The 25,230-nt window shown below is 64.0% G+C and carries 22 protein-coding genes, 1 pseudogene and 1 other annotated feature; of the genes and pseudogenes, 15 read left to right on the forward strand and 8 right to left on the reverse strand.

Annotated elements, in window-relative coordinates; all coding sequences use genetic code 11:
* Window positions 1–817, reverse strand: a pseudogene (locus RHODMAR_RS29000) (IS3 family transposase); the annotation flags it as partial.
* Window positions 405–533: a sequence feature (AL1L pseudoknot), on the reverse strand. It overlaps the preceding pseudogene by 129 nt.
* 125 nt (window positions 818–942) lie before the next feature.
* Here RHODMAR_RS29000 and RHODMAR_RS09905 point away from each other — a divergent pair.
* From RHODMAR_RS09905 to RHODMAR_RS29005, 10 genes are all read left to right on the forward strand, one after another.
* On the forward strand, window positions 943–1,911 hold the full coding sequence (locus RHODMAR_RS09905; protein ID WP_008713979.1) for a tyrosine-type recombinase/integrase: 969 nt from the start codon (window positions 943–945) through the stop codon (window positions 1,909–1,911).
* The gene (locus RHODMAR_RS29585) at window positions 1,901–2,299 is read left to right on the forward strand and encodes a DUF6262 family protein (RefSeq protein WP_442970044.1); all 399 of its coding nucleotides are present in this window, start codon (window positions 1,901–1,903) and stop codon (window positions 2,297–2,299) included. Before RHODMAR_RS09905 ends, RHODMAR_RS29585 begins: the two co-directional genes overlap by 11 nt.
* Window positions 2,300–2,346: 47 nt before the next feature.
* The gene (locus tag RHODMAR_RS26940; RefSeq protein WP_008713981.1) at window positions 2,347–4,500 is read left to right on the forward strand and encodes an HNH endonuclease signature motif containing protein; all 2,154 of its coding nucleotides are present in this window, start codon (window positions 2,347–2,349) and stop codon (window positions 4,498–4,500) included.
* A gap of 153 nt (window positions 4,501–4,653) precedes the next feature.
* A complete protein-coding gene (locus RHODMAR_RS09915; protein WP_442970045.1) occupies window positions 4,654–5,205 on the forward strand; it encodes a biotin transporter BioY in 552 nt (183 codons plus the stop codon).
* The gene (locus RHODMAR_RS09920) at window positions 5,202–6,326 is read left to right on the forward strand and encodes a class I adenylate-forming enzyme family protein (RefSeq protein ID WP_008713985.1); all 1,125 of its coding nucleotides are present in this window, start codon (window positions 5,202–5,204) and stop codon (window positions 6,324–6,326) included. Before RHODMAR_RS09915 ends, RHODMAR_RS09920 begins: the two co-directional genes overlap by 4 nt.
* Window positions 6,323–7,456, forward strand: a complete 1,134-nt coding sequence (locus tag RHODMAR_RS09925) for a thiolase family protein (RefSeq protein WP_008713987.1) — start codon at window positions 6,323–6,325, stop codon at window positions 7,454–7,456. Before RHODMAR_RS09920 ends, RHODMAR_RS09925 begins: the two co-directional genes overlap by 4 nt.
* 24 nt (window positions 7,457–7,480) lie before the next feature.
* Window positions 7,481–8,161 (forward strand): energy-coupling factor ABC transporter ATP-binding protein, encoded by a 681-nt coding sequence (locus RHODMAR_RS09930; RefSeq protein ID WP_008713988.1) that lies wholly within the window; start codon window positions 7,481–7,483, stop codon window positions 8,159–8,161.
* Window positions 8,158–8,805, forward strand: a complete 648-nt coding sequence (locus RHODMAR_RS09935) for an energy-coupling factor transporter transmembrane component T family protein (protein WP_008713990.1) — start codon at window positions 8,158–8,160, stop codon at window positions 8,803–8,805. The genes RHODMAR_RS09930 and RHODMAR_RS09935 overlap by 4 nt, the downstream gene beginning before the upstream one ends.
* The gene (locus RHODMAR_RS09940; protein WP_232433615.1) at window positions 8,750–10,075 is read left to right on the forward strand and encodes an AMP-binding protein; all 1,326 of its coding nucleotides are present in this window, start codon (window positions 8,750–8,752) and stop codon (window positions 10,073–10,075) included. Before RHODMAR_RS09935 ends, RHODMAR_RS09940 begins: the two co-directional genes overlap by 56 nt.
* Window positions 10,027–10,305 (forward strand): AMP-binding enzyme, encoded by a 279-nt coding sequence (locus RHODMAR_RS29005; RefSeq protein WP_232433616.1) that lies wholly within the window; start codon window positions 10,027–10,029, stop codon window positions 10,303–10,305. Before RHODMAR_RS09940 ends, RHODMAR_RS29005 begins: the two co-directional genes overlap by 49 nt.
* On the opposite strand, the gene RHODMAR_RS09945 is transcribed toward RHODMAR_RS29005, so the two are convergent.
* From RHODMAR_RS09945 to aroQ, 5 genes are all read right to left on the reverse strand, one after another.
* Entirely contained in the window at window positions 10,206–11,000 is a 795-nt protein-coding gene (locus RHODMAR_RS09945; RefSeq protein ID WP_157226048.1) for an acyl-ACP thioesterase domain-containing protein, read from the reverse strand. The genes RHODMAR_RS29005 and RHODMAR_RS09945 overlap by 100 nt on opposite strands.
* Window positions 11,001–11,035: 35 nt before the next feature.
* Complete coding sequence (locus RHODMAR_RS09950) at window positions 11,036–12,493, reverse strand: C40 family peptidase (protein WP_008713996.1); 1,458 nt, start codon at window positions 12,491–12,493, stop codon at window positions 11,036–11,038.
* Window positions 12,494–12,634: 141 nt separating this feature from the next.
* Complete coding sequence (locus RHODMAR_RS09955) at window positions 12,635–13,201, reverse strand: vitamin K epoxide reductase family protein (protein WP_008713998.1); 567 nt, start codon at window positions 13,199–13,201, stop codon at window positions 12,635–12,637.
* 2 nt (window positions 13,202–13,203) lie between these two features.
* The gene (locus RHODMAR_RS09960; RefSeq protein ID WP_008714000.1) at window positions 13,204–13,974 is read right to left on the reverse strand and encodes a DsbA family protein; all 771 of its coding nucleotides are present in this window, start codon (window positions 13,972–13,974) and stop codon (window positions 13,204–13,206) included.
* A 78-nt stretch (window positions 13,975–14,052) separates the two neighbouring features.
* Window positions 14,053–14,490 (reverse strand): type II 3-dehydroquinate dehydratase, encoded by a 438-nt coding sequence (aroQ, locus tag RHODMAR_RS09965; protein ID WP_008714002.1) that lies wholly within the window; start codon window positions 14,488–14,490, stop codon window positions 14,053–14,055.
* 85 nt (window positions 14,491–14,575) lie between these two features.
* Here aroQ and RHODMAR_RS09970 point away from each other — a divergent pair, with 85 nt between their 5' ends.
* The 3 genes from RHODMAR_RS09970 (at window position 14,576) to RHODMAR_RS09980 (ending at window position 19,834) form a co-directional block, all read left to right on the forward strand.
* Window positions 14,576–15,865: an MFS transporter gene (locus tag RHODMAR_RS09970; protein WP_042938625.1), complete on the forward strand. Its 1,290-nt coding sequence runs from the start codon at window positions 14,576–14,578 to the stop codon at window positions 15,863–15,865.
* A gap of 107 nt (window positions 15,866–15,972) precedes the next feature.
* The gene (locus tag RHODMAR_RS09975; protein ID WP_042938626.1) at window positions 15,973–17,667 is read left to right on the forward strand and encodes an MDR family MFS transporter; all 1,695 of its coding nucleotides are present in this window, start codon (window positions 15,973–15,975) and stop codon (window positions 17,665–17,667) included.
* Between the two features lie 109 nt (window positions 17,668–17,776).
* Entirely contained in the window at window positions 17,777–19,834 is a 2,058-nt protein-coding gene (locus RHODMAR_RS09980) for an ArnT family glycosyltransferase (RefSeq protein WP_008714008.1), read from the forward strand.
* Window positions 19,835–19,943: 109 nt separating this feature from the next.
* Here RHODMAR_RS09980 and RHODMAR_RS26945 read toward each other — a convergent pair whose 3' ends face one another.
* Window positions 19,944–22,052, reverse strand: a complete 2,109-nt coding sequence (locus RHODMAR_RS26945; RefSeq protein WP_008714009.1) for an HNH endonuclease signature motif containing protein — start codon at window positions 22,050–22,052, stop codon at window positions 19,944–19,946.
* Between the two features lie 111 nt (window positions 22,053–22,163).
* Here RHODMAR_RS26945 and RHODMAR_RS28215 point away from each other — a divergent pair, with 111 nt between their 5' ends.
* Complete coding sequence (locus RHODMAR_RS28215) at window positions 22,164–22,454, forward strand: hypothetical protein (RefSeq protein ID WP_157226049.1); 291 nt, start codon at window positions 22,164–22,166, stop codon at window positions 22,452–22,454.
* Window positions 22,455–22,621: 167 nt separating this feature from the next.
* Here the strand turns inward: RHODMAR_RS28215 and RHODMAR_RS09990 are convergent, their stop codons facing one another.
* Window positions 22,622–23,050, reverse strand: coding sequence for a hypothetical protein (locus RHODMAR_RS09990; protein WP_042938628.1), 429 nt, complete (start codon window positions 23,048–23,050; stop codon window positions 22,622–22,624).
* A gap of 633 nt (window positions 23,051–23,683) precedes the next feature.
* Between RHODMAR_RS09990 and ltrA the strand changes: the two genes are divergently transcribed.
* Window positions 23,684–25,066, forward strand: coding sequence for a group II intron reverse transcriptase/maturase (ltrA, locus tag RHODMAR_RS09995; RefSeq protein ID WP_008714015.1), 1,383 nt, complete (start codon window positions 23,684–23,686; stop codon window positions 25,064–25,066).
* Window positions 25,067–25,230 lie beyond the last annotated feature (164 nt).

Consider the following 25,230-nt stretch of genomic DNA (forward strand, 5'->3'; position numbering starts at 1 on the left):
TTCCAGCCGAGGATTCGTCGGGCGTAGGCGTCGATGACGAACGCGACGTACACCCACCCGGCCATCGTTCGAACATAAGTGAAATCGGCAACCCACAGAACGTTCGGTGCCAGAGGTTCGAAATCGCGGCCGACCAGGTCCTTCGCTCGATCGGCTTTCGGATCGGAGACGGTGGTCCGCGGGTCCCGTCCACGCAGGACGCCGCGGAGTCCGAGAGCGGGCATGAGGCGCTCGACGGTACATCGGGCAACATCGGTTCCATTGCGCCGCAGCGCGATCCATACCTTCCTGGCTCCGTACACCGAGTAGTTCTTCTCGTGGACTTTCTTGATGTCGGCCATCAGTTCCTCGTCCCGGACATCCCGCGCCGAGGGTGGTCGGTTGCGGGCGTCGTAGTACGTCGACGGGGCGATCGAGGCTCCGAGCTCGGTGAGCACGGTGCAGATCGGCGCGACCCCGTGAGCGTCTTTGTGCGCGTCGATGAACGCGCAGATCACTTGTGTGGGCGGTCGAGCTCCGCCGCGAAGAAAACCGATGCCGCTTTCAGTATCTCGTTGGCGCGCTTGAGTTCTCGGTTCTCTGCTCGTAGTTTTCGGATGTCCGCTGCTTCGTCGGTGGTGATGCCGGGTCGGGTGCCGGCATCGACCTGGGCTTTGCGGACCCAGTTCAGGACGGTCTGCGTGGACTTGATGTCGAGCTTGTCAGCGATCGATGTCGCGGTTGCCCAGTCCGAGGTGTAATCCTTGCGGATCTCGGTGAACATGCCGACAGCGCGTTCACGCAGTTCGGTGGGGTAGTTGCTTGCCGGTCGTGCCATAGCTTCATTCTCCTAAGAAGTGAAGCCTCCGGACAACCCGGTGCGGTTCAAGACAACACTCCTGGATCTCCGGTGTTCCACCCGAAACTGCGCTCTATGACGAAGATTTCCCGAAGCGGACACCGTTGGCCCCTCGTGGAATCGCCGAATTCGTCATGGTCCAGCTCGAACTGCCCAGCAACCTCGACAAGCTGACCGATCCTCGCTGGCGACTACTGATTCCGCTTCTGATGGAGACGGGACTGCGCATCACCGACGCACTGCATCTTGGGCAGGACTGCATTGTGCGTGACCACCAGAACGCGCCATATCTGCGGTACTACAACCGCAAGATGAAGCGTGAAGCGCTGGTTCCGATCACCGAACAGCTCGAACACGACCTCACTACGCGTATCGATGCGGTGCACCGAGAACACGGTGTGAGCGGGATTCTGTTTCCTCGGGAACTGCACAACTACACCGGCGCGCACCCGATCAATTCTTCGCAGACGTTCAAAATATTGAACGACTGGACGAACGCGTGCGATATCCGTAACGAACATGGACACCCCGTCCACGTCACAGCCCACCAGTTCCGCCACACGCTGGGTACACGGCTGATCAACAACGATGTTCCCCAGGAAGTCGTGCGCAAGATCCTCGACCACAGTTCCACCGAGATGACCGCCCACTACGCCCGGTTGCACGACGACACCGTGCGCCGGCACTGGGAACGCGCTCGTAAGGTCGACATACATGGCCGCGCCGCTGCAATCAGCGACTCCAGCGCCCTCGCTGACGCAGCGTGGACCAAACACCACCTCGGGAAGGTCACCGCGGCCCTACCCAACGGTTACTGCGGATTGCCACTTCAGAAGAGCTGCCCACACTCGAATGCCTGCCTGACATGCGCCGTGTTCGTCACCACTGCGGAGTTTCTACCTCAGCACCGGGAGCAACTCGATCACACACGCGGCATCATCGAACGTGCCGAGAAGTACGGACAGCTGCGAATCGTCGAGATGAATACCAAAGTCGCAGAGAATCTTTCGACAATCATCACAGCACTCGAAACAACCGACATAACTCCAACCGGAGACCAAGATGCGCGCTGACAACTCATCACACCTCCGCGATGCAGCAGCGCAACGAAGTCGACGAACTCGCGAACGGGCCGAACATGCGATCGCTGCTGCGCAGGCAAGCCCGCGACCGATCACCGTCGCGGCACTCGCTCGATCAGCCGGGGTCACGCGGTCATGGGTCTACACGCAACCTGACCTGATAGCTCAGATCGCGGGACTCAATTCCAGCGCCGAATTGCGCCCTCGGCCATCGTCGGCTGCTTCAGATAACTCGTGGAAGAACCGAGTGGATCTCGCACACCGCCGCATCGTGGAACTTACCGAGCAGAATGCCCAGCTACGCCATCAACTCGCGCTTGCCCATGGACAATTGAGGCATCGTGCAATTGCTACGTCGACTACAACGTCAACGACGTAAATCCGCTGCGCCAAACGTCGACGAACATCAAGCACTCAGGGGAACATGTGTTCGATATCGGAGGGTGGGGAGTGGCGAAAACGCCACCGGTCGATGACTGCATCGCGGGGTTTCTCGACGTCATCGCGCTCAACCGTGTCAGCGAGAACCTTGCTCGGGCGGCGACGGTGCTCGCGTACTGCGACGTGCTCGAGATGCGGCTCGAGGCCGCCGAGGCCGCCGGTGGCGATCCGGGCGAGACCGTCCGCGGCGCACTGTGCGACCTTGCCGTGACGATGACCGGCACCCGTCGTGACGCGGTCGTGGTGCACGATGTCGCGGAGCGCTTGCATCGAATGCCGTTGACTGCGTTACGTTTTGTGACCGGCAGTTTCGACTGGTCGACGGTGGTGACCATCACCTCGGTGCTGCATCGTGCCAGTGACGAGACGATCGCATCGATCGAGTACGAGGTCTGCGCCGCGGGCGGCCGAATGCGCCCGCAGGCGTTGAGGAATCGGATCTGGCGGCTGTGGATGAAAGTCGATCCGGACGGTGCTGCTGCGGCCCGCGAGACTGCGAAGTCCGAGGAGGTCGGAGTACGAATCGACCGCACCGGTCCCGGAGGTATCGCGTCGCTCATCGCAAAGATCACCGATCTGGAAGCCGCAGAAGCAGATGCGCTCATCGTCGAGATCGTCGGGACGGTCTGCAAGGGCGACCCACGATCGACGGGAATGCTGCGGGCCGCAGGGTTGATGGCGTTGCTGCACGGCGAGCATTCGCTGGTCTGTCAGTGCGATCGCGAGGACGATTGCCCGGTGGCCGGTGCTGCCGATGATCTCGCTCCTCGGCGTGGACATCTGCTGCAGATCGTGGTGGCGGTGGAAACGTTGCTCGGGCTGTCCTCGGAGCCCGCGACTCTGGCAGACGGGACTCCCATCGACCCCGAGGTGGCGCGCGTCGTCGCCACCGACGCGAAGTGGCAGGCAATGCTGACCGAGCTGGTCGAGATGCTGAAGCCCGAACGAACAGGCACGGGCGACGACGGATCGAACGACGACGGATCGAACGATGACGGATCGAACGATGACGGCTCTGGCGGTGATGGGCTGGACGGCGGCCCGGACGACGGTGGCCCAGCTGGCGGTGGCCCGGACGACGGTGGCCCAGCTGGCGGTGGCCCGGACGACGGTGGCCCAGACGACGGTGGCCCCGATGGCGGTGGTTCAGACGCTGGCGGTCCTCGCAACGGCGGCGGCCGCTCGAGCGACACCGACACCGACACCGACGGCCCGGCCCCGGAACGCCCCGACGGTCGTTCGTACTCCGGCTGCGGGCAGTCGAACGGTGACCCCGGCCGTGCCGGGTCCCGCAGCGGCGAAGGAATGGGTTTGCTGCCGAGTTCGTTCGGGCCGTTCTCGACGGCCTCGTCGTCGTTGTTGCGTCGGGTGGTCGGCATGGGTCGTGTGCGCGGCGCCGCCGAGCTTCCGTCCGTGGGTGTCGCGAGTGCCCACTGTTGCCCAGCCGTGAATCCGGTACCGGGGGAGGAGTCTGTCCGCGATGGGCTCGTCGCACGGTGGCTTGCATGGATTGCCGAACAGCCCGATCGTGCTCGCGGCATCTTTCCCGACGGTCATGGCGGCGAGTCCGCTCCGTCGCAGTCGGCGGTGACGTATCGGCCCGGTGCCCGCGTCGCCGCGTTCGTTCGGGCTGCGTATCGCACGTGTGCATTCCCGAATTGCGACGTGCCGTCGGCCCGGTGTCAGATCGATCATGTGGTTCCGTTCGATCAGGACGATCCCGAGCGGGGCGGCTGGACCATCGTGACCAATCTTCAGCCCGTGTGCGTGTTCCATCATCAGGCGAAGACCTCGAAGGCGTGGTCGGCGGTGATGCTCGCAGGCGGCGCGATTCTGTGGTCGAACTCGCTCGGTCTGCGCAGAGTCACGTTGCCGGAATTCTCCCTCGCGCCTCCCCGCGCATCGCGCCGACGGCGAAGGGCCTCGGCCCGGTCGGGAACGAGTCTGCTCGAACCCACCCGATGGGAGCTCGAATACCGCGGGTGTAGACCGCCGACTCTCGACGACTGCCGCTCTGCGGCAACGGATATCGATCGAAAGAAGCTGGCGGAGATGCGGCGGGCCTACCTCGAACACTGCCGCGTAGTGCATGCGCGAGTTCGATACGACCGCACCCGATACGACCCTCCGCCCTTCTGAACAAGTACCCGCCCCGGTGTGGTCGGGGCCGTGCGCCTGCTACCTTGAACGCCGTTCAAGTTTCTGGGGAAGCCCGCCTCCCCACTCCTCGAGGAGTCACCCGTGTCAGATGTCGACCGCAGTACCCGCCCGCCGAGCCGTAAGGTCAGCCGAATGAACGTCTCTGCCCGCGATATGGCGCAGATCGCAGTGTTCGCAGCGCTCATCGCTGCCCTCGGCCTGCCGGGCTCGATCACGGTCGGATTCTCCGGCGTACCCATCACGCTGCAGACGCTCGGCATCATTCTGTCCGGTGCGATCCTCGGTGCCCGTAAGGGAACCGCCGCAGTCCTGGTGTTCCTCGCGCTGACGATGATGGGCCTGCCGCTGCTGGCGGGTGGCCGTACGGGCCTGTCTGCGATGGCCGGGCCCACCGTCGGCTATCTGATCGGGTGGATACCGGCGGCGTTCCTCGTCGGCTGGTTCACCGCCCGCATTCTGCCCAAGTACTCGATCGCGCTCGGTCTGCTGATCAACGCGGTCGGCGGCATCCTGGTGGTGTACGTCTTCGGAATCATCGGTCTGATCCTGCGCACCGACGTCGGATTCTGGGCCGCGATCACCTCCAACGGGCTGTATTTGCCCGGTGACATCGCCAAGGTCGTCGTCGCCACCATCGTCGCCAAGAGCGTGCACCGTGCATACCCGGGTCTGATCAAGGCGTGACTCTCGAGCTGGGAGGTCGAGGCAGCGACCACAGCACCGCCAACGACAAGGCCGTCGTCTGGTCGGGCCGTACGCTCACCTATGCCGACCTCGACGCGGCCGTCGAGCAATGGCCTCACCTCCCGGTACACGACGCATCGGCGCTGGATTTACCCGAGGCGTTGATCTGCGTTTTCGCGGCGGCGCGGCAGGGGAGCGCGGTGCGAGTCGAGGATCCGGCTACAAGACCCGAGCGTGTCGGGGACCCGAGTCCCGAGGCCTTCCTGCTGGTCGCGACCTCCGGGTCCACCGGCCGCCCCAAGCCACTCGCACGCACCGCGGCGTCCTGGGTCGACAGCTTCCCCGAATTCACCGAGATCACCGATATTCGCGCTACCGATTCGGTGCTGATCACCGGACCACTGCACGCCACGATGCACCTGTTCGCCGCAGTGCATGCGTTGTGGCTGGGTGCCTGCGTCACCGATGACCCGGCCGAGGCCACGGCTGTGCACGCGGTGCCGGCCGTGCTTCGTGACGTGATTCACCGAATGCCCGGCGCACGGGTTGCGGTGGCAGCAGGGGCCGGACTCGATCCCGCTGCGGCGCAGGCGATCTCCGCACTCGGAATCCGGCTCGTCGAGTACTACGGCTCGGCGGAACTGTCGTTGGTGGCGGCGCAGGTAGTGGACGAACAGACGTCTCTGCGTCCGCTCCGCGATGTCGAGGCGCGCATCGAGGACGGGTACCTGTTCGTGCGCTCGCCGTACGCTGCGCTGAGTGCCACCGGCTGGTCTGGTGTCGGTGATCTGGCCGAACTGAACGGCTCCGAACTGCTCGTCCACGGCCGAGGCGACGCGGCGATCAACGTCGGCGGCACCACTGTCATCGCCGAGGATGTCGAGCGCATTCTGGCCACACTCGACGGCGTCCGAGCGGCGGCCGCAATCGGGACACCCCATCCGGTTCTGGGTGAAACAGTTTCTGCTGTAATCGAACTCGACGGATCACGTGAGCTCGACCGGATCCGCGCCGACGCCCGAGCGGCCATGGCCAAGGAGGCGCTGCCCAGGAGGTGGACGGTGGTGCAGCAGTTGCCCCGCACCGCCAGCGGCAAGATCGCCCGGGGAGAACTGGTATGACATCTCCGGCAAAGACCGCACCCGTCATCGTTGCGGCCAAACGGACGGCCATCGGTATCGCCGGTCACGGTTTCGCTGATGTCACCGCCCCGAATCTGGCCGCGCCGGTCCTGAAAGCGGTTGCAGCAGAATTGATGTCGCTTGAGATCCCGGTCGATGACATTATTCTCGGCAACTGTCTAGGGCCCGGCGGCGACGTCGCGCGAGTCTCGGCGCTCGCTGCCGGCCTCGGCGTCGGCGTTCCCGGAGTGACCGTCGATCGGCAGTGCGGATCAGGGCTCGACGCCGTCATGCAGGCCGCGTCGCGCATCGGCAGCGGTGAGGAAACGCTGATTCTGGCCGGTGGCGTCGAATCTGCCAGTACCAGCCCGTGGCGTTTCTGGCCCCCGGTCGACGGTGCAGCACCTGTTCGATACACCCGAGCGCCGTTCGCTCCCAGAGGTTTCGACGATCCGGACATGGGAGTCGCGGCCGACGACCTCGCGCGGATCCGAGGAATCAGCAGGCAGCGACAGGACGAGTACGCCGCACGGTCGTTCGCGTTGGCGAACGCCCGCGATTTCTCTGCCGAGATCGTCCCGATCGGACAGATGCGTGCAGACGAACGCGTCCGCCCGAACATGACCGCCGAGCGACTGGGCAGGCTACGTCCCACGTTCAGCTCCAACGGCACCGTCACCGCGGGTAACTCGTGCGGAATCTCCGACGGCGCAGCAGTTCTGGCGGTCACCACGGCCGAGCTGGCTGCCGGAATGCCGGCGTTGCGTATCCTCGGTAGTGCGGTTGCTGGGTCCGATCCGGCGCTCCCCGGTCTCGGCCCGGTGCGGGCGATCGAGAAGCTGCTCGCCCGCACCGGGGTGACGCTGAGCGACATCGACACCATCGAGATCACCGAAGCGTTCGCCTCGGTGGTGCTCGCGGTCTCGGATGTACTCGGCCTCGATGAAGAGCGCATCTGCCCCGAGGGCGGAGCCATCGCGATGGGTCACCCGTGGGGCGCGTCGGGTGCGATTCTGCTGGTGCGGTTGGCGGCGCGGATGTTGCAACCGAGCGGACCAGCACTGGGGTTGGCGGCCTGCGCCATCGGCGGCGGGCAGGGGATAGCGATGTTGGTGGAGCGAGCTACATGAGCAGGGTGACATGAGCAGGGTTATATGAGCACGGTCAGGTTCGAGAACATTTCCCACTCGTTCGGGGAGCGGCAAGTGCTTCGCGGCATCGACCTCGAATTCGACGAGCGCCGCATCGGAATCATCGGATCCAACGGGTCCGGCAAGTCGACTCTCGCGCGGATGATCAATGGATTGATCAAGCCCGACTCGGGCCGCGTCACGGTCGACGGTGTCGATGCCGCCAAGAAGGGGGCGCAGGTCCGCAAGAAGGTCGGGTTCGTATTCACCGATCCCGACTCGCAGATCGTCATGCCCACTGTCGCGGAGGATCTCGCCTTCTCGTTGCGCAGGTCCGGTCTGAGCAAGGGCGAGGTGGCGGACCGCGTCGACGAGATGCTCGTCCGCTTCCGCCTCGATCAGCATCGTGACCATCCGGCGCACCTGCTGTCCGGTGGGCAGAAGCAACTGCTCGCTATCGGGGCCGTACTCATCAGACGGCCCGAGGTAGTCGTTGCCGACGAGCCGACCACGTTGCTCGATCTGCGCAACGGCCGCGTCGTCGCGCAGGCTCTGGATTCGATGGATCAACAGGTCATCGTCGTGACCCATCAGCTGGCTCTGTTGGAGAGCTTCGAGCGCGTCATCGTCATCGACGACGGCCGAGTCGCATTCGACGGTGCCCCCGCCGCCGCAGTCCCGGCCTATCGGGAGCTGATCGGATGATCGGTCTCTACCGCCCTGGCACCTCGTTGCTGCACCGGATGAGCCCGGGGTGGAAGCTGCTGGCACTGATTTTCGCCATCCTGGCAACGGTGATCTTCGCGCGCACCCCGCTCGAGGTTGGTGTGGTGGCGCTGATCGTCGTCGTGCTGTTCGCGGTCGCGCGTATCCCGGTGAAAGTCGCACTGGCGCAACTGCGTCCGGTGCTGTGGATGCTGCTGATCATCGGCGTGTTCCAGGTGCTGATCACCACCTGGCAGCGCGCCGTGGTGGTGGTCGGGGTATTGGTGATCTCCGTTGCCCTGGCGGCTCTGGTCACGCTGACCACTCGGGTGACCGCCATGCTGGACACCGTCACCCGCTCGCTCGGTCCGGTCCGTCGCTTCGGAGTCGACCCGGACCGCATCGGACTGCTGCTGGCGCTGGCGATCCGGTGCATCCCACTGCTGGCATCCATCGTTCAAGAGGTGTCCCAGGCCCGCAAGGCCCGCGGTCTGCAGTGGTCGATGACAGCCTTGGCCACCCCGGTCCTGGTGCGCGCGCTGCGCACCGCGGACGCGATGGGCGATGCCCTCGTCGCGCGCGGTGTAGATGACGACGGTGTGGATGATGAAACAGACGACGGCAACACAGCCGATGACGAGTGAGTTGCTCGCCGCACGCGTGGCTCGGCATTCCAAGCGGCGCGATCCAGCCATTGTCGACGCAGCCATCGTCGACGCGACCGGTGACATCAGCTATCGCCAACTCTGGGATCGGGTGGAGCGCACCGCGGCATCGTTGGTGGGAATGCGGCGCATCGCAGTGCTTCCGACGTCGGATATCGGGTCACTGGTTGTCGTTTTGGCGGCGATGCATGCCGGAGTGAGTGTCGTTCTGCTGCATCGACATCTGCTGCCTCGTGAATTCGCCGACGCCATGGCGGTGTGCGAGCCGTCGGTGGTCGTCGCGCACGCGCGTCAGCACGCACGACTGCGCACCTGGGTTTCGGCAAGCGAACGTGCAGAGAACGTCTTGGCACCCGTGGACTTCGAAACTGGGGACCTCGCAACAGGTATCCCCGGCACCGTCGGTACTCCTTCGCCGAATTCCGAACTTCTCGTGGGCATCACATCGGGAACCACCGGCCCACCGAAGTTGTTCGTGCGGAATCAGGCATCGTGGGCAGCAACACTGGACCGCTCCGATGCGCTGTTCGATCTCGGACCGGGCGATCGGGTGTCAGCACCCGGCACCTTGGATCACACGCACTTTCTCTACGGGGCACTGCACGCGCTCACTCGCGGCGCGACGGTCGACCTACGTGCACCCGCGATCGCACTCGCCGGCTCGAATGCGGAAACGGCTGCAACACATCTGTATTCGGTGCCCACCATCGCCTGGGACATCGTGCGCTCGGGAGCTGGATCCGCCAGTGTCCGTGAGGTGCTCTCGTCCGCGGCGCGCTGGCCGGAAAAGGGCAGAGCCGCTCTGGCACAAGCGCTTCCGCATGCGACGATGACGCATTTCTACGGCGCGTCCGAGCTCAGCTTCGTCTCCTACGACCGACTGGACCCCGACGGCTACGAGGTAACCGGGCAGTTGTTCGGCGGGGTCGAGGTTCGGATCACAGACGACCTGCTCTACGTGAGCAGTGACATGCTGTTCGACGGTTATCTGACCCGCGCTGATCAGCGGGAATCTCTGACCGGAGGCCCGGTCGACGGTTGGATGACAGTGGGGGATCGTGGGGACCTCGACGACGGGCGGTTGACTATTCTCGGCCGCAGCAGCGACACGATCGTCCGAGCCGGTCTCACCGTCGAGTTGGCTCCGATCGAGGCGGCTCTGCTCGCGTACCGGGGGTGCTCGAGGCTGGAGTCGTCGGTGTGGCCAACGATCGCACCGGTCAAGAGCCGGCAGCCGGCATCGTTGTAGCACAGCAGAATTCGATATCTGTCGCGCAGATTCGCCGGCACCTGAGGTCCGTGTTGCCTGGCCCGAGCGTCCCGGTGATCCTGGCCGTAGTGGACGCGCTGCCGCGCACCCCGCGCGGCAAGCTCGACCGTCAGGCCTTGGGGGCCACCTTGGCGACGGTGCGCACTGCGCCCGGCTCGCCGGTGGAGCCCGTGACCACGAACCACACGGTGAGTACGCCGTCCTCATAGCGATGCCGCAGAGTCACGCGTTCGCCTGCCAGTACTGGGCTCGAGTACTCGATCACGGCGCGGTGCGGCGACGCCGCCAGCGCGGGTAGGTCGACCAACAACTCCTCGATCGCATGCCAGTAGGCCGCGTTGTTGAGATGGTTGAAGGGGTCGATATCGGTTGCGCGCAAGGGGAATTGAACGTCGGTGGGTGATTCCGCCGGCGCCGGCTCGGTCAGCCATGCTTTCCATCGCAACCGGTGCTGGTCGGTGGTTCTGGCCAACATTTCCAATGCTCCGTCGCTGATGCGAGTTGGCATTCCAGTGTCCTTGCTGATGTTGATCCAGAAGCCCTCGGTCTCGATGCGTCCACCCTTCGGCGTCGACAGCGCCACCCGCATGTTGGACCACCGGGTCGACATCGACGAACACCACCGTCGCATGTGCACGTGATCCGGGAAGTGGATGGGCTCGAAGACGTCGATCACGGTGCGCCGCACGATCCACATCGGATCGGTCTTGCCCAGCGGCGTGGCGTCGAGGTTGTCGGTGCCGATGTCCTGCAGATAACGAGCGACTCCGTCGAATCGGAGCCGATTGCTCGGATCGATGTCGCCCGTCCGCACCGGCCAGTCGGTCTCGAAGCCCTCGCCGGGCGGCGGCTCGGGTGCCAGTTCGTCGTCGAAGCCGGCCGGTTCCACGCGTGCATTGGTCACGTTCGCACTGTACGCGGACACGCCGGGTGACACGGTCAGACGATGTGGCGGGCTCGCATTCCGCCGAACACCGGTGCTACTCGAACGACGTCGCCGGTGGTGGGCGCATGCACCATCTGACCGTTGCCCATGTAGATCGACACGTGGCCGGGCCCTGCGGGTCCGAAGTTTCCGAACAGTAGATCGCCGGGCTGGGCGAGTTCCATCGGCACCTCGGTACCGACGTTCCACTGGGTCTCCGAGGTGCGAGGTAGCGTCACCTTTCCGCCCGAGGCCTTGAACAGTGCGTAGGACGTCAGGCCGGAGCAGTCGAATCCGCCGCCGGACGGGCCGTTGATGTTTCCGCCGCCCCAGACGTACGGCAGTCCCAGGTAGTCCATCGCCAATTGCACGGCCCGGCCGCCCATTCCGGTCAGGTCGAGCCCGGCGAACGGGGTCAGAATCGCGGTGAACTGGGACTCGGTTGCCCGAATACGAGACACGTACGGCTTGGTCTGCGTCTCGTAATCGACTGTGCCCGAGGGCATGCCGCCGGAGCGCAGCACAGCTCCCGCACCGGCGTTGTAACCGGCCAGGGTCAGGTCCAAGGTGTCACCGGAGACCTTGCCCTCCCGCTTCCACCCGTCGACCTGCCTGTAGATGTCGCACAGCAGCGTGCCCGAGGCCATCACCGCGTCGCCGATGCTGTTGACGTCGGCGACGCCGTTGCCGTCGTAGTCCTTGCCGTAGGTCGCCCAGGTGCCCGGCATGAACTGCCCCGGCCCTTGCGCTCCGGTGCTGGACACGGGCGCAGTCGGGCCGTAGCGAAAGCCGTTCTCGGCGGCGTAGAGCGCGGCGATCGTGGTGGCTTTGACGCCGCCGCAGATGTTGCCCGCCTTCTGCAACCACGGCACGAACGCGGTGATGGCTCCCACCGGACTCAAGTTGATGCCGGTGAACGTCACCGGTTGACCGGGGAACAATGCGCGCCGAATGGCCTCGGCAGACGCCATGAACGCCGTCTGGGTCGCGAGATCGGCGGCGGAGTACGTCCGGCCGGCAAATTGGAGTGCACCGGCTCCGAGCGCAGCAGCGGTGGATGCGCCACTCGAAGAGAACACACTGAACGGAAGCGGGACGCTGGGTAGCGCCGCCGCTGGAACTGTAGGCAGGGCGGCTACCGCAGCTTCCGGCGCGGGCGGTACCGCTGTGTTCTGGGGCGTCTCGATCTCGGAGACTGTCGGAAGGTCCGGGAGCATCGGCTCGACGGCCGTGTGCAGTCCATCGGCGGCATCGGTCAGGGTGCGGTCGGCGACCTCGGCGGCGGGTTCGGGCATGGTGCCCAGCAGCTCGGACCACTGATCGGCCATCGTCGTTGCCTGGTCTTCGGCGGTGGCCGCGATGTCGGCGGCTTGGTCCTTCAGCGGCACCGGCAAAGGCGCGTCCGTCCCGGCGACGGCACCCGCGGCGGACACGATGACGGCAACGATGACTGCGATGGGATCGCCTGCCATGTATCGACTCCTGCTACTCGAACGATCTTCCCCGAGCCAGCAGGTGTGATCAGGCTCACTCGGGTGCTCTGCCCATCATGCACGGTGAAGCCGATCGACTCATGAGTTTTGCAAAACTGTCAGGGCAGAGAAGCAGGTTGGTCAGATCAGAGAAGACCAGTAGTCCGAGAAACGGATTCCGATGAGCGCGATGACGATTGCGTACCACACCGCCAGCAGGGTCCACCGCCATTCGAGGAAGAGCCGGCCGACGGTGCCGGGGCTCTCGCGAGTGATCAGTCGGCTGAGCGAGAGCACGAAGAGCGGCATCGTCACAGCCCACACCACCATGCAGTAAGGGCACAGCGCGTTGATCCGGTACAGGCTCTCGAAGATCAGCCAGTGCACGAACACCTCGCCGAGCAGCAGGCCGGCGCTCAGCCCGAGCCAGAACCAGTGCGGCAGATCGACGCGGCCGAGCAGCAGAACCCCGGCGACGAGTGCAACGGAGAATGCAACGATTCCCAGGATGGGGTTCGGAAAGCCGAACAGTGCGGCCTGCTTCGTCACCATCACCGAACCGCACGAGAGCACCGGATTCAGGCTGCACGACGGTACGTACGACGCATCCTCGAGCAATTTGATTCGCTCGATCGTCAGCGTCAGGGCCGCGATCAAGCCGAGCGCACTGAAGACAGTGAAGACGACAGCGCCTGCGCGGGCCTTCACAGTCAGTTGCCGGCCGCGGCAGCCGCGGAAAGGATGTTCTCAGGCGTCGGGTTGGAGAGCTCGGTGCCGTTGACGCGCACGTTCGGCGTTCCGTTGATGCCTTCGCCGATGACGGATTGCGTCTGGCTGGTGACCCAATCTGTGTAGCTGCCGTCGGTGATGCACGACGCGGTGGCGGGGGAGTCGGCACCTGCTGCGGCGGCGATCTCGACGAGATTGTCGTCGGTCAGCCCGGTGCCGTTCTCGGGCGGCTGCTGCTCGAACATCGTGTTGTGCCAGTTCATCCAGTTGTCTCGATCGTTCTCGGCTACGCAGATCGAGGCGCTCGCCGCACGGGTCGAGTACATCGTGCCGCTCGAGAAGCGGTCGAGGATCGAGATCGGCCGGTAGTCGACGGCGATGTTGCCTGCATCGGCCAGCTGCCGCAAAGTCGATCCGCTGACGGACTCGAAGTTCTTGCACGCCGGGCACTGGAAGTCCTCGACGACGCTCACGACGGTGGTGGCGTCGGGATTGCCGAAGCGAATGGCACCGTTGTCGGTCAGAGAAGTGGGTGTGAGCTGCGTCCCGGTGGTCGAACTCCCGGTGGGCGATGCCTCGCCCGACGTCGAATTCTTGTTGACGATGAACAGAGCAATTGCTGCGACGAGTGCGATCAGAACCACCGCGACGACGATCTGGATCACAATGCGGCGATTCTTGTCGCCGTTCTGCATGGCCCTGATGTCTTTCGAAGCCCGGTTGTCTTTCGATGCGTTCTTGCTCGTGTTCACGCGGCCAGTGTAGGCAGTCGATCCTGAGCGCTGGATGAGAGCTGGGCCAGATGTGAGCTGGGCCAGATGTGAGCTGGGTCAGCCGAGAAGAACGGCGAGTCGCTCGATGGCGAATCGGTATCCGTCGATCCCGAGCCCGGCGATGACGCCGCTGGCAATGGGCGACACGAACGAGTGGTGCCGAAATTCTTCACGGGCATGCACGTTGGAAATGTGAACCTCGATGATCGGCACCTCGGGGATGACGAGCGCGTCGCGGAGCGCAACGGAGGTATGGGTCAATCCGCCGGGGTTGATGACGATGCCCGACGCCACCCCGCGGGCCTGGTGGATCCAGTCGATGATCTGGCCCTCGTGGTTGGACTGCTGGGCCTCGACGGTGAGGCCGTGGGCGGCGGCGGTCTCCTCACACAGGGCGACGACGTCGGCGAGCGTGGTGTGGCCGTACACCTCCGGCTGCCGGGTGCCGAGCATGTTCAGATTCGGACCGTTGAGCACCAGCACCTGCTTGGCCATCACGTCACTCACTTCCTGCTTCCGATACCGGGCCCGTCGGCTACGGCGCCCGATCATTTCACAACAGTCTTGAGAGACTGGTCGGGTGAGTACAGGAAAGTCGGTATGGGTGGTGTGGGGCGTCGGTGTGTTCGCCTACGTCATCGGGGTGCTGCATCGGACGTCGTTCGGGGTCGCCGGACTCAGCGCTGCGGATCGGTTCTCGGTGTCACCGTCGCTGCTGTCCTCGTTCGTGGTTCTGCAGGTGGTCGTCTACGCGGGGATGCAGATCCCGGCCGGGGTACTGCTGGACCGGATCGGCTCGCGCTGGATGATCGCTGCGGGTGCGCTGGTCATGGCGTCGGCGCAGATCACGTTGGCGCTCACCGATTCGCTGCCGGTCGCGGTGACTGCACGTGCGTTCGTCGGCGTGGGTGACGCGCTCACCTTCATCTCGGTGCTGCGCTTGGTGCCGCACTGGTTCACGCCGCGGCGAGTGCCGATCGTCTCGCAGCTGACCGGTCTGCTGGGTCAGCTCGGTCAGGTGCTCTCGGCAGTTCCTTTCTTGATCCTGTTGAACGGGCCGGGTTGGACATTCGCGTTCGGTAGTGCGGCGGCGTTGGGTCTGCTCGCGCTCGTCCTGGTCCTCGCTCTGGTTCGAGATCGCCCCGACGGCAACAGTGCGCCGGAGCCCGAGCCCACATCGATGCGACAGACCCTGGCCTCCATCGCGCAGGTCTGGCACCGCCCCGGCACCCGGCTCGGCTTCTTCTCGCACATGGGCACCCAGTTCTCCATCACCGTGTTCGCGTTGCTGTGGGGGGTGCCGTATCTGACGTCGGCGCAGGGCCTGTCGGCGTCGACGGCAGGAGCGTTGCTGACGGTGGCAGTGCTGGCCGCGGTGGCGTCGGGCATCGTGGTGGGTCTTCTCACCGGGCGCTACCCGATGCGACGGTCGTGGCTGGTACTGGCGATCATGATCAGCAACGCGACGATGTGGGCGATCGTGTTGGCTCTGCCCGGCCCCGCCCCGCTCTGGTTGCTGGTGCTGCTCGTGGTGGTGATCTCCGTGGGTGGCCCCGGTTCGGTGATCGGCTTCGACTACGCCCGCACGTTCAATCCGAGCGCCAATCTGGGGACGGCGCAGGGGATGGTGAACATCGGCGGCTTCTCGGCGTCGCTGTTGGTGATCGCGGCGATCGGTTGGATTCTCGATGCGATGGGCGGCTACACCTTCGAGAGCTTCCGGGTGGCGATGCTCGCGCAGTTCCCGGTGTGGATCGTCGCGATGATCGGTGTCCTGTCGTCCCGGCGGACGACTCGGAGGGCGCTCGCGGCGGAGGGCATCCACCCGCACACCATGCGTGAGGTGCGGGACCGGATTCGGCGTAAATGATGCACGTCCCGTTATCCCGTTGCACCGGACGGCTTCGACGCGCATGCTGGTGGTCCGAATATGGTTGTAGGACACAAGCAAACGTTACGTAAAGGTGCACTAAAGAGATGGTAGCCGAGCGAGAAGTGACTCCGGTGAGTGGCGAGTATTCGCACCGCGAGATCATGACCATTCTGTCCGGCCTGATGATGGGCATGTTCCTCGCGGCGCTCGATCAGACCATCGTGTCGACGTCCGTCCGCACCATCGCCGACGATCTGAACGGGTTCTCGGTCCTCGCCTGGGTGACCACCGCGTACCTCATCACCTCGACGGTCTCCACCCCGCTCTACGGCAAGCTCTCGGACCTGTACGGCCGCAAACCGTTCTTCATGACGGCCATCTCGATCTTCGTCGTCGGATCCATGCTGTGCGGAATCGCGACGTCGATGTACGAGCTGGCTGCCTTCCGTGCGGTCCAGGGGCTGGGTGCCGGTGGACTGATGTCGATGGCGTTGGCGATCATCGGCGATATCGTGCCGCCCCGTGAACGCGCCAAGTATCAGGGCTACTTCCTGGCCGTCTTCGGTACGTCGAGCGTGCTCGGACCGGTCATCGGCGGTCTGCTGGCCGGACAGTCGTCGATTCTCGGAATCACCGGCTGGCGTTGGGTTTTCTACATCAACGTGCCGCTCGGCATCATCGCGCTCGTTGTCGTGTGGCGGGTGCTGAACCTGCCGGTGTACCGCCGTGAAGCGCGTGTCGACTGGTGGGGCGCAGTGTTGCTCAGCGTGGGACTCGTGCCGCTGCTCATCATCGCCGAGCAGGGCCGCGTGTGGGGCTGGAGCTCGCCGCGGGCCTTGCTGTGCTTCGGTATCGGCATCGTGGGCGTCATCGCGTTCGTGCTGGCCGAGATCAAGATGGGCGACGACGCCTTGATTCCCATGCGGTTCTTCCGAAACCCGTTGTTCTCGTTGTGTATTGCGGTCAGCGTCATTGCCGGCGCGGCGATGTTCGGTGGCATCTCACTGCTGCCGCAGTACCTGCAGGTGGTCAAGGGATCCTCGCCGACGCTGGCCGGATACCAGACCCTGCCGCTCGTCGGAGCTCTGATGGTCGCGTCGATCGTGTCGGGTCGAATGATCTCGAAGACGGGACGCTACAAGATATTTCCGATCGTCGGCACTGCGCTGATGGCGATCGCGATGTTCATCTTCCACTACGTTCACGCCGACACTCCGCTGTGGCAGACGATGGTCGTGATGGGGATATTCGGTCTCGGTCTCGGTTCGATGATGCAGCCACTGACGCTGGCGATCCAGAATGCGATGCCGCCCAAGGACATGGGCGTATCGACCTCTGCCGCAACGTTCTTCCGGCAGATCGGTGCGACGGTGGGAGTCGCGGTGTTCCTGTCGATGCTGTTCACGCAGCTCACCCCGAAGACGAGCGATGCATTGGTCGCCGCGAGTTCGACGCCCGCGTTCCAGCAGGCGGTGCAGAGTGCGGCAGACAGCTCCGATCCGCTGGAGTCCGGTTTTGCTCAGGCCATCGCCTCCGGTGATGCCTCGGTCGCAGGGAGTGCTTTGGAGGACAGCTCGTTCATTCAGAAGCTCGAACCTGCACTCGCCGAACCGTTCCGCGTCGGCTTCTCCGATGCCATGGACTACGTGTTCTTGGCCGTGTCGATTCTGATGGTCCTCGGGTTCGTGCTGGTGCTCTTCCTGAAGGAAATCCCGCTGCGCACGCAGTCAGGCCTGGCGGCAGCTCAGCAGCAGCGGGACGAGGAGGCCAGCGCAGCCGAGCAGCTGGGGGAGAAGTAGCGGGCAGGGTTCACAGCAACCTTCCAGGCTGCTCCCAGGCTGCTCCCAGGCTGCCCGACGATCCATCGCACATTCTCGTAGTCGAGACACTTCGACGAACAGGACTGCGATGACCGCCCAACTCGACCGACCGGCTGCGATGCCACCGTCGCATGCCCGCCAGCCTTCCGGGCATGACCGATGGTGGTATCGACGCCGTCACCTACTCGGGCTTCTGGCTCTGCTCGCGGCCACGGCCACGCTGTATCTGTGGAACCTGACGGCAAGTGGCTACGCGAACACCTTCTACGCCGCTGCGGTGCAGGCCGGTAGCAAGGACTGGACGGCGTGGTTCTTCGGCTCGCTCGACTCCGAGAACTTCATCACCGTGGACAAGCCGCCGGCTTCGCTGTGGGTGATGGGTCTGTCGGCCCGGCTGTTCGGGTTCTCCAGCTTCAGTCTGCTTCTGCCGCAGGCGTTGATGGGTGTAGCTGCCGTGGCAACGGTGTATGCCGCCGTCAAGCGGGTCGCGAACCCCACCGCCGGCTTACTCGCCGGATTCACGCTGGCATCCATTCCGGCGGCAGCGCTGATGTTCGATTTCGACAATCCAGATGCGCTGCTGGTGCTGCTCATGACGCTCGGCGGCTACTTCGTCGTGCGGTCTTTGCAGACGGCGGCCGGACGTAGGGCCGCGATGTGGATCGCTTTCGCAGGCGTCGCGCTGGGATTGGCGTTCCTTACCAAGATGCTGCAGGGACTGCTGGTGCTGCCGGCGTTCGGGCTCACGTATCTGGTTGCAGGACAGGCTCAGTTGCGAGCCAGAATGCTGCACCTGGTCGGTGCTTTCGCGGCACTGATCGCCTCAGCAGGGTGGTGGGTGCTGACGGTTCAGCTGTGGCCCGAGAGCGCCAGGCCGTACATCGGCGGGTCCACCGACAACACCGTGATGGATCTGGTGCTCGGATACAACGGGCTCGGTCGCATCTTCGGCAACAGCGGCGGCGGGATGAAGGCTCCAGCCGGAATGAGTGCAGGCGCGGCGGGTTCGAGCTTCGGCGGCTCGACCGGTCTGGATCGACTGTTCGGCAGCGAGATGGGCATTCAGATTTCGTGGCTGATCCCGGCGGCGCTGGTGGCGTTGATCTTCGGATTGATCGCTCGTGGCCGAGCGCCGCGAACCGACCTGCTTCGTGCGTCCTTGATCCTGTGGGGCGGTTGGTTCCTCGTGACGGCGCTGATTTTCAGCTACATGTCCGGCACGATCCACCCGTATTACACCGTCGCGCTCGCTCCGGCTATTGCCGGCATGATCGGGACCGGCGGCTACGCGCTGTCGATTCGCCGCGAATCCATCTGGGGCAGAGCAGGTATGGCCTCGATGATGGTCGCGGCCGGCACCTGGAGTTGGGTGCTGTTGCACCGAAACGCGGACTGGCTGCCGGCGTTGAAGTGGATTCTGTTGGTGGGGACTGTCGTCTCCGCAGTGATGATCCTGGCCGCTGGGCGATACCGGAAACTGGCTGCCGCAGCGCTGATCCTCGGAGCCGTGGCGGGGTTGGGCGGCGGCGCGTCCTATGCCATCGCAACGACGACCCATGCGCACGGCGGATCCATCCCCACCGCAGGTCCGACCGGTGCGGTCAGCGACGACGGTATGGGGGGAATGCCGGGTGGTGGAATGCCAGGCGGTGCAATGCCAGGCGAGGCGGTGCCAGGCGGTGCAATGCCAGGCGAGGCGGCCGGACTGCCTTCCGGATTCGGTACCGGCGACAACATCGGCGCTCCTGGCGGCTTGTCGATGGGTGATATGGCGATGGGCGGTATGGGTCAGGCGGACACGGAGTTGACCGCTTTGCTCGAGTCCACGACCACGAAGTGGTCCGCCGCAGTGAACGGTTCGCAGTCTGCTGCGGGGTACGAGTTGGCATCCGATACGGCAGTGATGGCGATCGGTGGGTGGAGCGGTGATCCTGCCCCGTCGCTCGACGAGTTCATCGAGTACGTGGCCGATCATGAAGTGACATATTACGTTTCGGGTGGAATGGGTGGCGACATGGCGCGCGGGGGAATGGGCGGCGACTCGCCGAGCACGTCCTCGCAGATCCAGGAGTGGGTCGAGGCGAACTTCACCGCCAGCACCGTCGGCAGTGCGACGGTATACGACCTCAGCACGTACACAGGCTGACTCAGCCGTTTAGACCGTAGCCGTTTGAACCGTAGCCGTTTGAACCGCGGCTGTTCCACCACAGTCGATCGGACTGCGGTGGAACAGCTGTGTGCAACGGCGGCCCCAATCAGAACGGCGGCGGATCATCGTCCGGTATTGGAGTGGGTGCCGGAGTCGGCTGCGTTTCCACACAGGCGACGGTGGATATATCGGGCTGGACCGCATGGCCTTTGGGCTTTCGATAGACGGTAGGCAGGTGGCTCAGGTCTGCGAGCTGTGTTGTACCGGGAACGGTGATTGCTGTGGTGCCGGCATCGGAGATCCAGAATTCGACACCATCGGCGAGCATGACAGGGGTCCATAGGCCCATGGTCTTGAGGCTGTGGTGGTAGCGGCACAGGCAGTGCAGGTTGGTGTCGATGGTCCAGCCGCCCGTCGCGGGATCGCGATGAAAATACGGGATGATGTGGTCGATCTCGCACTGCTGGGCCGGTACGTCGCAGCCCGGGTGTCGGCACGTGCGATCGCGATACCGAATACGTTCGGCCAGTGCAGTCGACGGTCGATAGGCGAGCGCTCCGGTCGGTGGCAGCGCAAGACCGCCGTGCCCGTCCGGATGAAGCGCAAGCCCCAGAGCGGGGTCGGCTGCGATTGCTGCTTCGAGTTCGGCAATAAAGGTGTAGGTGCCGCGATAGATGGAGGTGCCGCGATACGGAGTAGCGACACAGCTGCTGCGCGGCGGCGTGCCGGCATCGCGATGTGCAGAATTCCGCGGTCGCGGAGGCCTCGGAACGGATCCGCCATTGCGGCGACGACTGCGCCCCAGCGGGTGAAACGCAGTATGTCCGGAGGAAGAACGAGAACCAGGACCAGAATCGCGCACTGACCTTCGAGCTGTGCCATTTATGCTGCCGCCCGTGGTGCCTCCGCCCGTGGCGCCTCCGCCCTTCACAGCTCCGCCCTTCACAGCTCCGCCCGTCGCGCCTCCGCCCTTCGTTTCGACGCCATCGCCTGCACTGGGGCCGGTGGCTCCCCGGCCTCTCACGCCGCTGTCGCATGCACCGCTGTCGCATGCACCGCTGTCGCATGCACCGCTGTGGTCTGCACCGCTGTCGGCGGCATCTGCACGCTCGGAACGGTTGTCCTCGGCACCTGCGTTCGTCTTGTCGGTCTCGTCATCGCTGCCACCGCTTCGGTGTGCGTCAGCGTCAGCGCTGCCGTCGGTGTCGGTGCGGAGGTCGATCAGCGATTCCAGGTCTTCGCCGTATCCGAGTTTCTCGGCGAGGTTGCGGGCCTCGGTGAGAAGAATCTGCCAATGAGCGTTGTCGGCGAGTTCTCGGGCGTACTCCGCGTCGATGGTTCCATGCCCGGCGAGGTGGGCAGGATTCGACAACAGCCCGGCGAGAGTGGCGAGGTCGACCGTGATGACCGTCAGCGGCTTGCGGCGACCGGGGCGCGCGGTATCGGCCGTACAGGGATTGTCATCAACGGGTTCGCACATGCACGCCATCGACGATTCTTGTTGCAGCAGAGCGACATAGGCCGCGGCGCGTTTCTGTCCTCTGTTCCGTGGATCGCGTCTACAGGCAGTAGCGGCCATCTCGTTGATCAACTGCCAGGCTGCGGCGGCATCGGCCGCGGTGAGGTCCGCTTTCAGCGTCGACAGCACATCTTTGTCGGTGTAGGTCACGTTGGTATGTCGTTCCAGATCCTTGCGCAGGGCTGCGGCCTGCTCAGGAGCGACGCGATACATGATCGACCAGATCTCGGTGGCGAGCGGCCCGGGGGAGAGGTGCCGGGCCGCCTGCAGAACCTCGGACTCGACTGCGGTCGCGGTCTCCTGTGTCAAATTATGGGTACAGCGGTAAATGGTGCGGACCCGTGGCAGGTCGAGCTCGCCGGCCTCGAACGCGGCTGCGACGGCGGGAAGTCGCAGCCGCAGATCCATGCCGATCTCGGCGTAGGTGTTCGCGACGGTCTTGGAGCAGCCCAGCACATGGGCGATCTCGGATGCCGCGTAGTTACCCGCATCCGTGATGACATCGCCGACGAGAACGTTCTGGTGAATGCACGAGTCCCAGATCGATGCGGCCACAGCTACTTTGCGAGCGCACGCCTGATTCTCCAGGATCGCAACCTCGCGAATTTCGGTCAGTGAAGCCTGCGCAATATACGGTTTCGATTGCGGCCCGAGATAGGCCGCGAATCGACTGCGAGTCGAACTCGATGTGGTCATTGGCAGTCGCCCCCCGGCACTGTGTTCCGACAAGAAGTAGAACGTACGTTCGATAGTACCGGGGATAGTGCAGTACGTCAATTCCAATTATGTTGCAGCAAAACATGATCGGTGAAGAAGCTTCTATACACCCACCCACCGACAAGTGGTATGGCCTGGATGCTGCATGTCGATGTCAGTGACCGCCTGGCCGCGACAACGGTTGATCTCGACCCTGTCGAGGCTCTGCTCGACCGCACTGCCGCGCCGCGTAGTCACTCGAACCTCGTCGTCAGCAACGCGACGGGTCAGGAAAGTGGTGATGTAGACCTATCTGCATCTTGCGCTGTTGTGGTTGATGAACACCCTTTGCGAGTTGCAACAGGCGTGTCTTCGACGAGCAGTGTCGCCTCCGGTGGTTGAGGAGTGCCATGACGTGTTTGAGCAAGGCATTAATCGCAGTGTTTTCCGAACGGCCTTTCGAGCCAGGTTGACTCACTTCCCGGTGACAAGGACTACCCCTGTCGAGCCGGACCGTGACACGCCGTTGTAACTGGATACGGATAACCCATATCTGACGCCTGGTCTCGTCAGCGATGTCGACGAATCGCGTAGGAACCGCGTGCCATCACCGCAAGCCCAACGCCGATCATGGAGGCGATCGCGACTCCAGTGGGTCCGCCACGAGGGAGCGACTGCCAGAACAACATCGGCGTGAAGATCGTCAAGACGATGGGCATGCCTGAGCCGATCGCCCCGATGCCGACGTACCAGAACCGTTCGATACGTAGCCAATAGCGCGATTCCTGGATGCGCTCCTCGAACACCACCAGCAACAGCGTGAGTGGGAAAATGACCACAGCGTAGATCAAGGGCGAGCCAGGGAGCCCACGTCGCCCCAACACCTCACTGATGATGGTCGAGACGATATAGCTGCCGAAGAAGAAGCAGACCGACAGAATCAGAGCGAGGGCGATCTTGGTGCCCGCGCCTTCATTTCGGGTTGGTTCGATGTCCACAGTCACTCAACCTAGCCTCGATCTTTCGTGCGTCCAGTGGAACAGGGGTCTTTATAGATCGGTTTGTTCGTAAGCTCGTCGTCGCTTGCCGGTGTGAGTCCGGTCCGGGTAGCTGCCAGGTGGCCCGGTAGCAGGCTGGCGGCTTCATCTGGAAACGGGTGTGGTCGAAGCCCAGCGTCAGAAGCCCTGCAAGGGGGAGCGAAGGTGCGGTCCGCAGCATGAAGCGAAGTCTGCGGCGTCGTTAGAGGTCTCTGCCCGTGAGGGTGGGGGTGAAGAGAGAGCCGAGCCGCCGAAATCACGGCGAAGGCCTATGGAAGGCACCGAAGACCTGGATGTGCAGGTGCTGAAGAACTCTCCGGCGTAAGGGACGTGGAACGTACCGACAGTGACGACGGGAACTGGAGAGACCCTCCCCAGCCCGATCATCTGCGAGATGTTCATGGTGGCGACATTGTGGACATGGTGGTCGGAAGCGGTGATGCTCTATAACCAGTGATCCTGGGAAATGAGTTGTCGGCTGGAAGGGAGTCGGAGGCGGCCATAGTACCGATCGAGCCTGCAGGACAACACAACCTGAGGTGAGGGAAGGGCCGCTACGTGTGTCGATGCGTGGTGATGTGAAGGAGGTGCTCGGTGAGTGCTACGAGAGTGGCTAGTCCCGCCGCGAGCGGATCTGTTCCGCTCGATTCGGTGCGTGCCTTGCAGCACACGCTCTACCGGACAGCCAAGGCAGATTCCGGTAGACGGTTTCACACGCTGGGGGACAAGATCGTGCGCAGCGATGTCCTCATGCGTGCGTGGTTTCAGGTGCACCGCAACCATGGTGCATCTGGCGTTGACCGCATTACGGTGGAGCAGGTCAAGGAGTACGGGGTGACTCGCTTACTCGATGAGCTGTCCACCGAACTGCGGGAGGGCCGTTATCGTCCGTTGCCGGCTCGTCGGGTGCTGATCCCGAAGCCCGGCACGGTTGAGCAGCGGCCGTTGTCGATTCCGGCAGTTCGTGACCGTATCGTGCAGGCCGCGACCAAGATCGTGCTCGAGCCGATCTTCGAGGCGGATATGCACGACTGCTCGTTCGGGTTCCGTCCCAAGAGGTCGGCGCACGACGGACTGCAGGTTCTCGTCGATGAGGCATGGCGGGGACGACGGTGGGTGGTGGAGACGGATATCGCTGAGTGTTTCGAGGTGATTCCGCATGACCGGTTGATGACGGCGATCGAGGAACGGGTCTGCGACCAGTCGGTTCTGAAGCTTCTGCGCGTGATGTTGCGTGCTGGGGTGATGAGCGACGGAGTGGTTCGCAAGGCAGTGACCGGAACACCGCAGGGAGGGGTCCTGTCTCCGATGTTGGCGAATGTGTATCTGCATCAGGTCGATCGGGTGTGGGATGTTCGCGAGCACGGGGTATTGGTTCGGTACGCCGATGATGTTGTGGTGATGTGCCGGACTCGGCGGCAGGCCGAGGATGCGCTTGCGCACCTGCGGACCCTGTTGTCGGAGTTGGGCCTGACACCGAAGGCGAGCAAAACCAGGATTGTGCACCTGACCGAGGACGGGGAAGGCCTGGATTTTCTGGGGTTTCACCATCGGTGGGTGCGCAGTGCGGGCCGTAGTGGTGCGAAGGGAGTCGGGTTCCTCGCGCGGTGGCCATCGGACAAGGCGATGGCACATGCTCGGGATGTGATCCGTGAGTTGACGGTTCGGTCTCGGATGTGGCTCGGTGTGAACACGATCGTGGGATCGGTGAATCGGTTCCTGCGTGGATGGACGGGGTATTTCCGTTATGGGAACTCGTCTGTGAGGTTCGCAAAGATCAGGGACTATGCGTTGATGAGGTTGGCAGGTTTCATGGCCAAGCGTCACAAGCGAAGTCGCGGGTTCGGTCGTTCGGTGGTGTTCTATCAATCCGACGACCAACTCGGGCTGATCAGCCTTGACGGAACTGTGTATGCCCCCAGGCCATTTCGTGCCTGGCGGAGGAAGTCGAATGTTGGCGGTGAACGACCTCGGTGAGCCGTGTGCGGGAGAACCGCACGCACGGTTCGACGGGCGGGGACTGGAAACGGAGCACCCTGGACATGGTGACGGAGAAGAACAGCCGGGTTGGAAACTCTTCGGCTACTGCGGCTTCGTAACCTAAATCCAGTTGTTGCCACCGCGCCAGCCCCCGACCCTAC

It is taken from the genome of Rhodococcus sp. AW25M09 (assembly GCF_000333955.1).
In the GTDB taxonomy this organism is placed as follows: Bacteria; Actinomycetota; Actinomycetes; order Mycobacteriales; family Mycobacteriaceae; genus Rhodococcoides.

Excerpts from the sequence above, each read along its gene's own strand:
- RHODMAR_RS29585 (WP_442970044.1), top strand. The coding sequence starts at position 1,901 with ATGCGCGCTGACAACTCATCACACCTCCGCGATGCAGCAGCGCAACGA.
- RHODMAR_RS09915 (WP_442970045.1), top strand. The coding sequence starts at position 4,654 with ATGAACGTCTCTGCCCGCGATATGGCGCAGATCGCAGTGTTCGCAGCG.
- RHODMAR_RS09925 (WP_008713987.1), top strand. The coding sequence starts at position 6,323 with ATGACATCTCCGGCAAAGACCGCACCCGTCATCGTTGCGGCCAAACGG.
- RHODMAR_RS09930 (WP_008713988.1), top strand. The coding sequence starts at position 7,481 with ATGAGCACGGTCAGGTTCGAGAACATTTCCCACTCGTTCGGGGAGCGG.
- RHODMAR_RS09935 (WP_008713990.1), top strand. The coding sequence starts at position 8,158 with ATGATCGGTCTCTACCGCCCTGGCACCTCGTTGCTGCACCGGATGAGC.
- RHODMAR_RS09940 (WP_232433615.1), top strand. The coding sequence starts at position 8,750 with ATGACGACGGTGTGGATGATGAAACAGACGACGGCAACACAGCCGATG.
- RHODMAR_RS09950 (WP_008713996.1), bottom strand. The coding sequence starts at position 12,493 with ATGGCAGGCGATCCCATCGCAGTCATCGTTGCCGTCATCGTGTCCGCC.
- aroQ (WP_008714002.1), bottom strand. The coding sequence starts at position 14,490 with ATGGCCAAGCAGGTGCTGGTGCTCAACGGTCCGAATCTGAACATGCTC.
- RHODMAR_RS09975 (WP_042938626.1), top strand. The coding sequence starts at position 15,973 with ATGGTAGCCGAGCGAGAAGTGACTCCGGTGAGTGGCGAGTATTCGCAC.
- RHODMAR_RS09980 (WP_008714008.1), top strand. The coding sequence starts at position 17,777 with ATGACCGCCCAACTCGACCGACCGGCTGCGATGCCACCGTCGCATGCC.
- RHODMAR_RS26945 (WP_008714009.1), bottom strand. The coding sequence starts at position 22,052 with ATGACCACATCGAGTTCGACTCGCAGTCGATTCGCGGCCTATCTCGGG.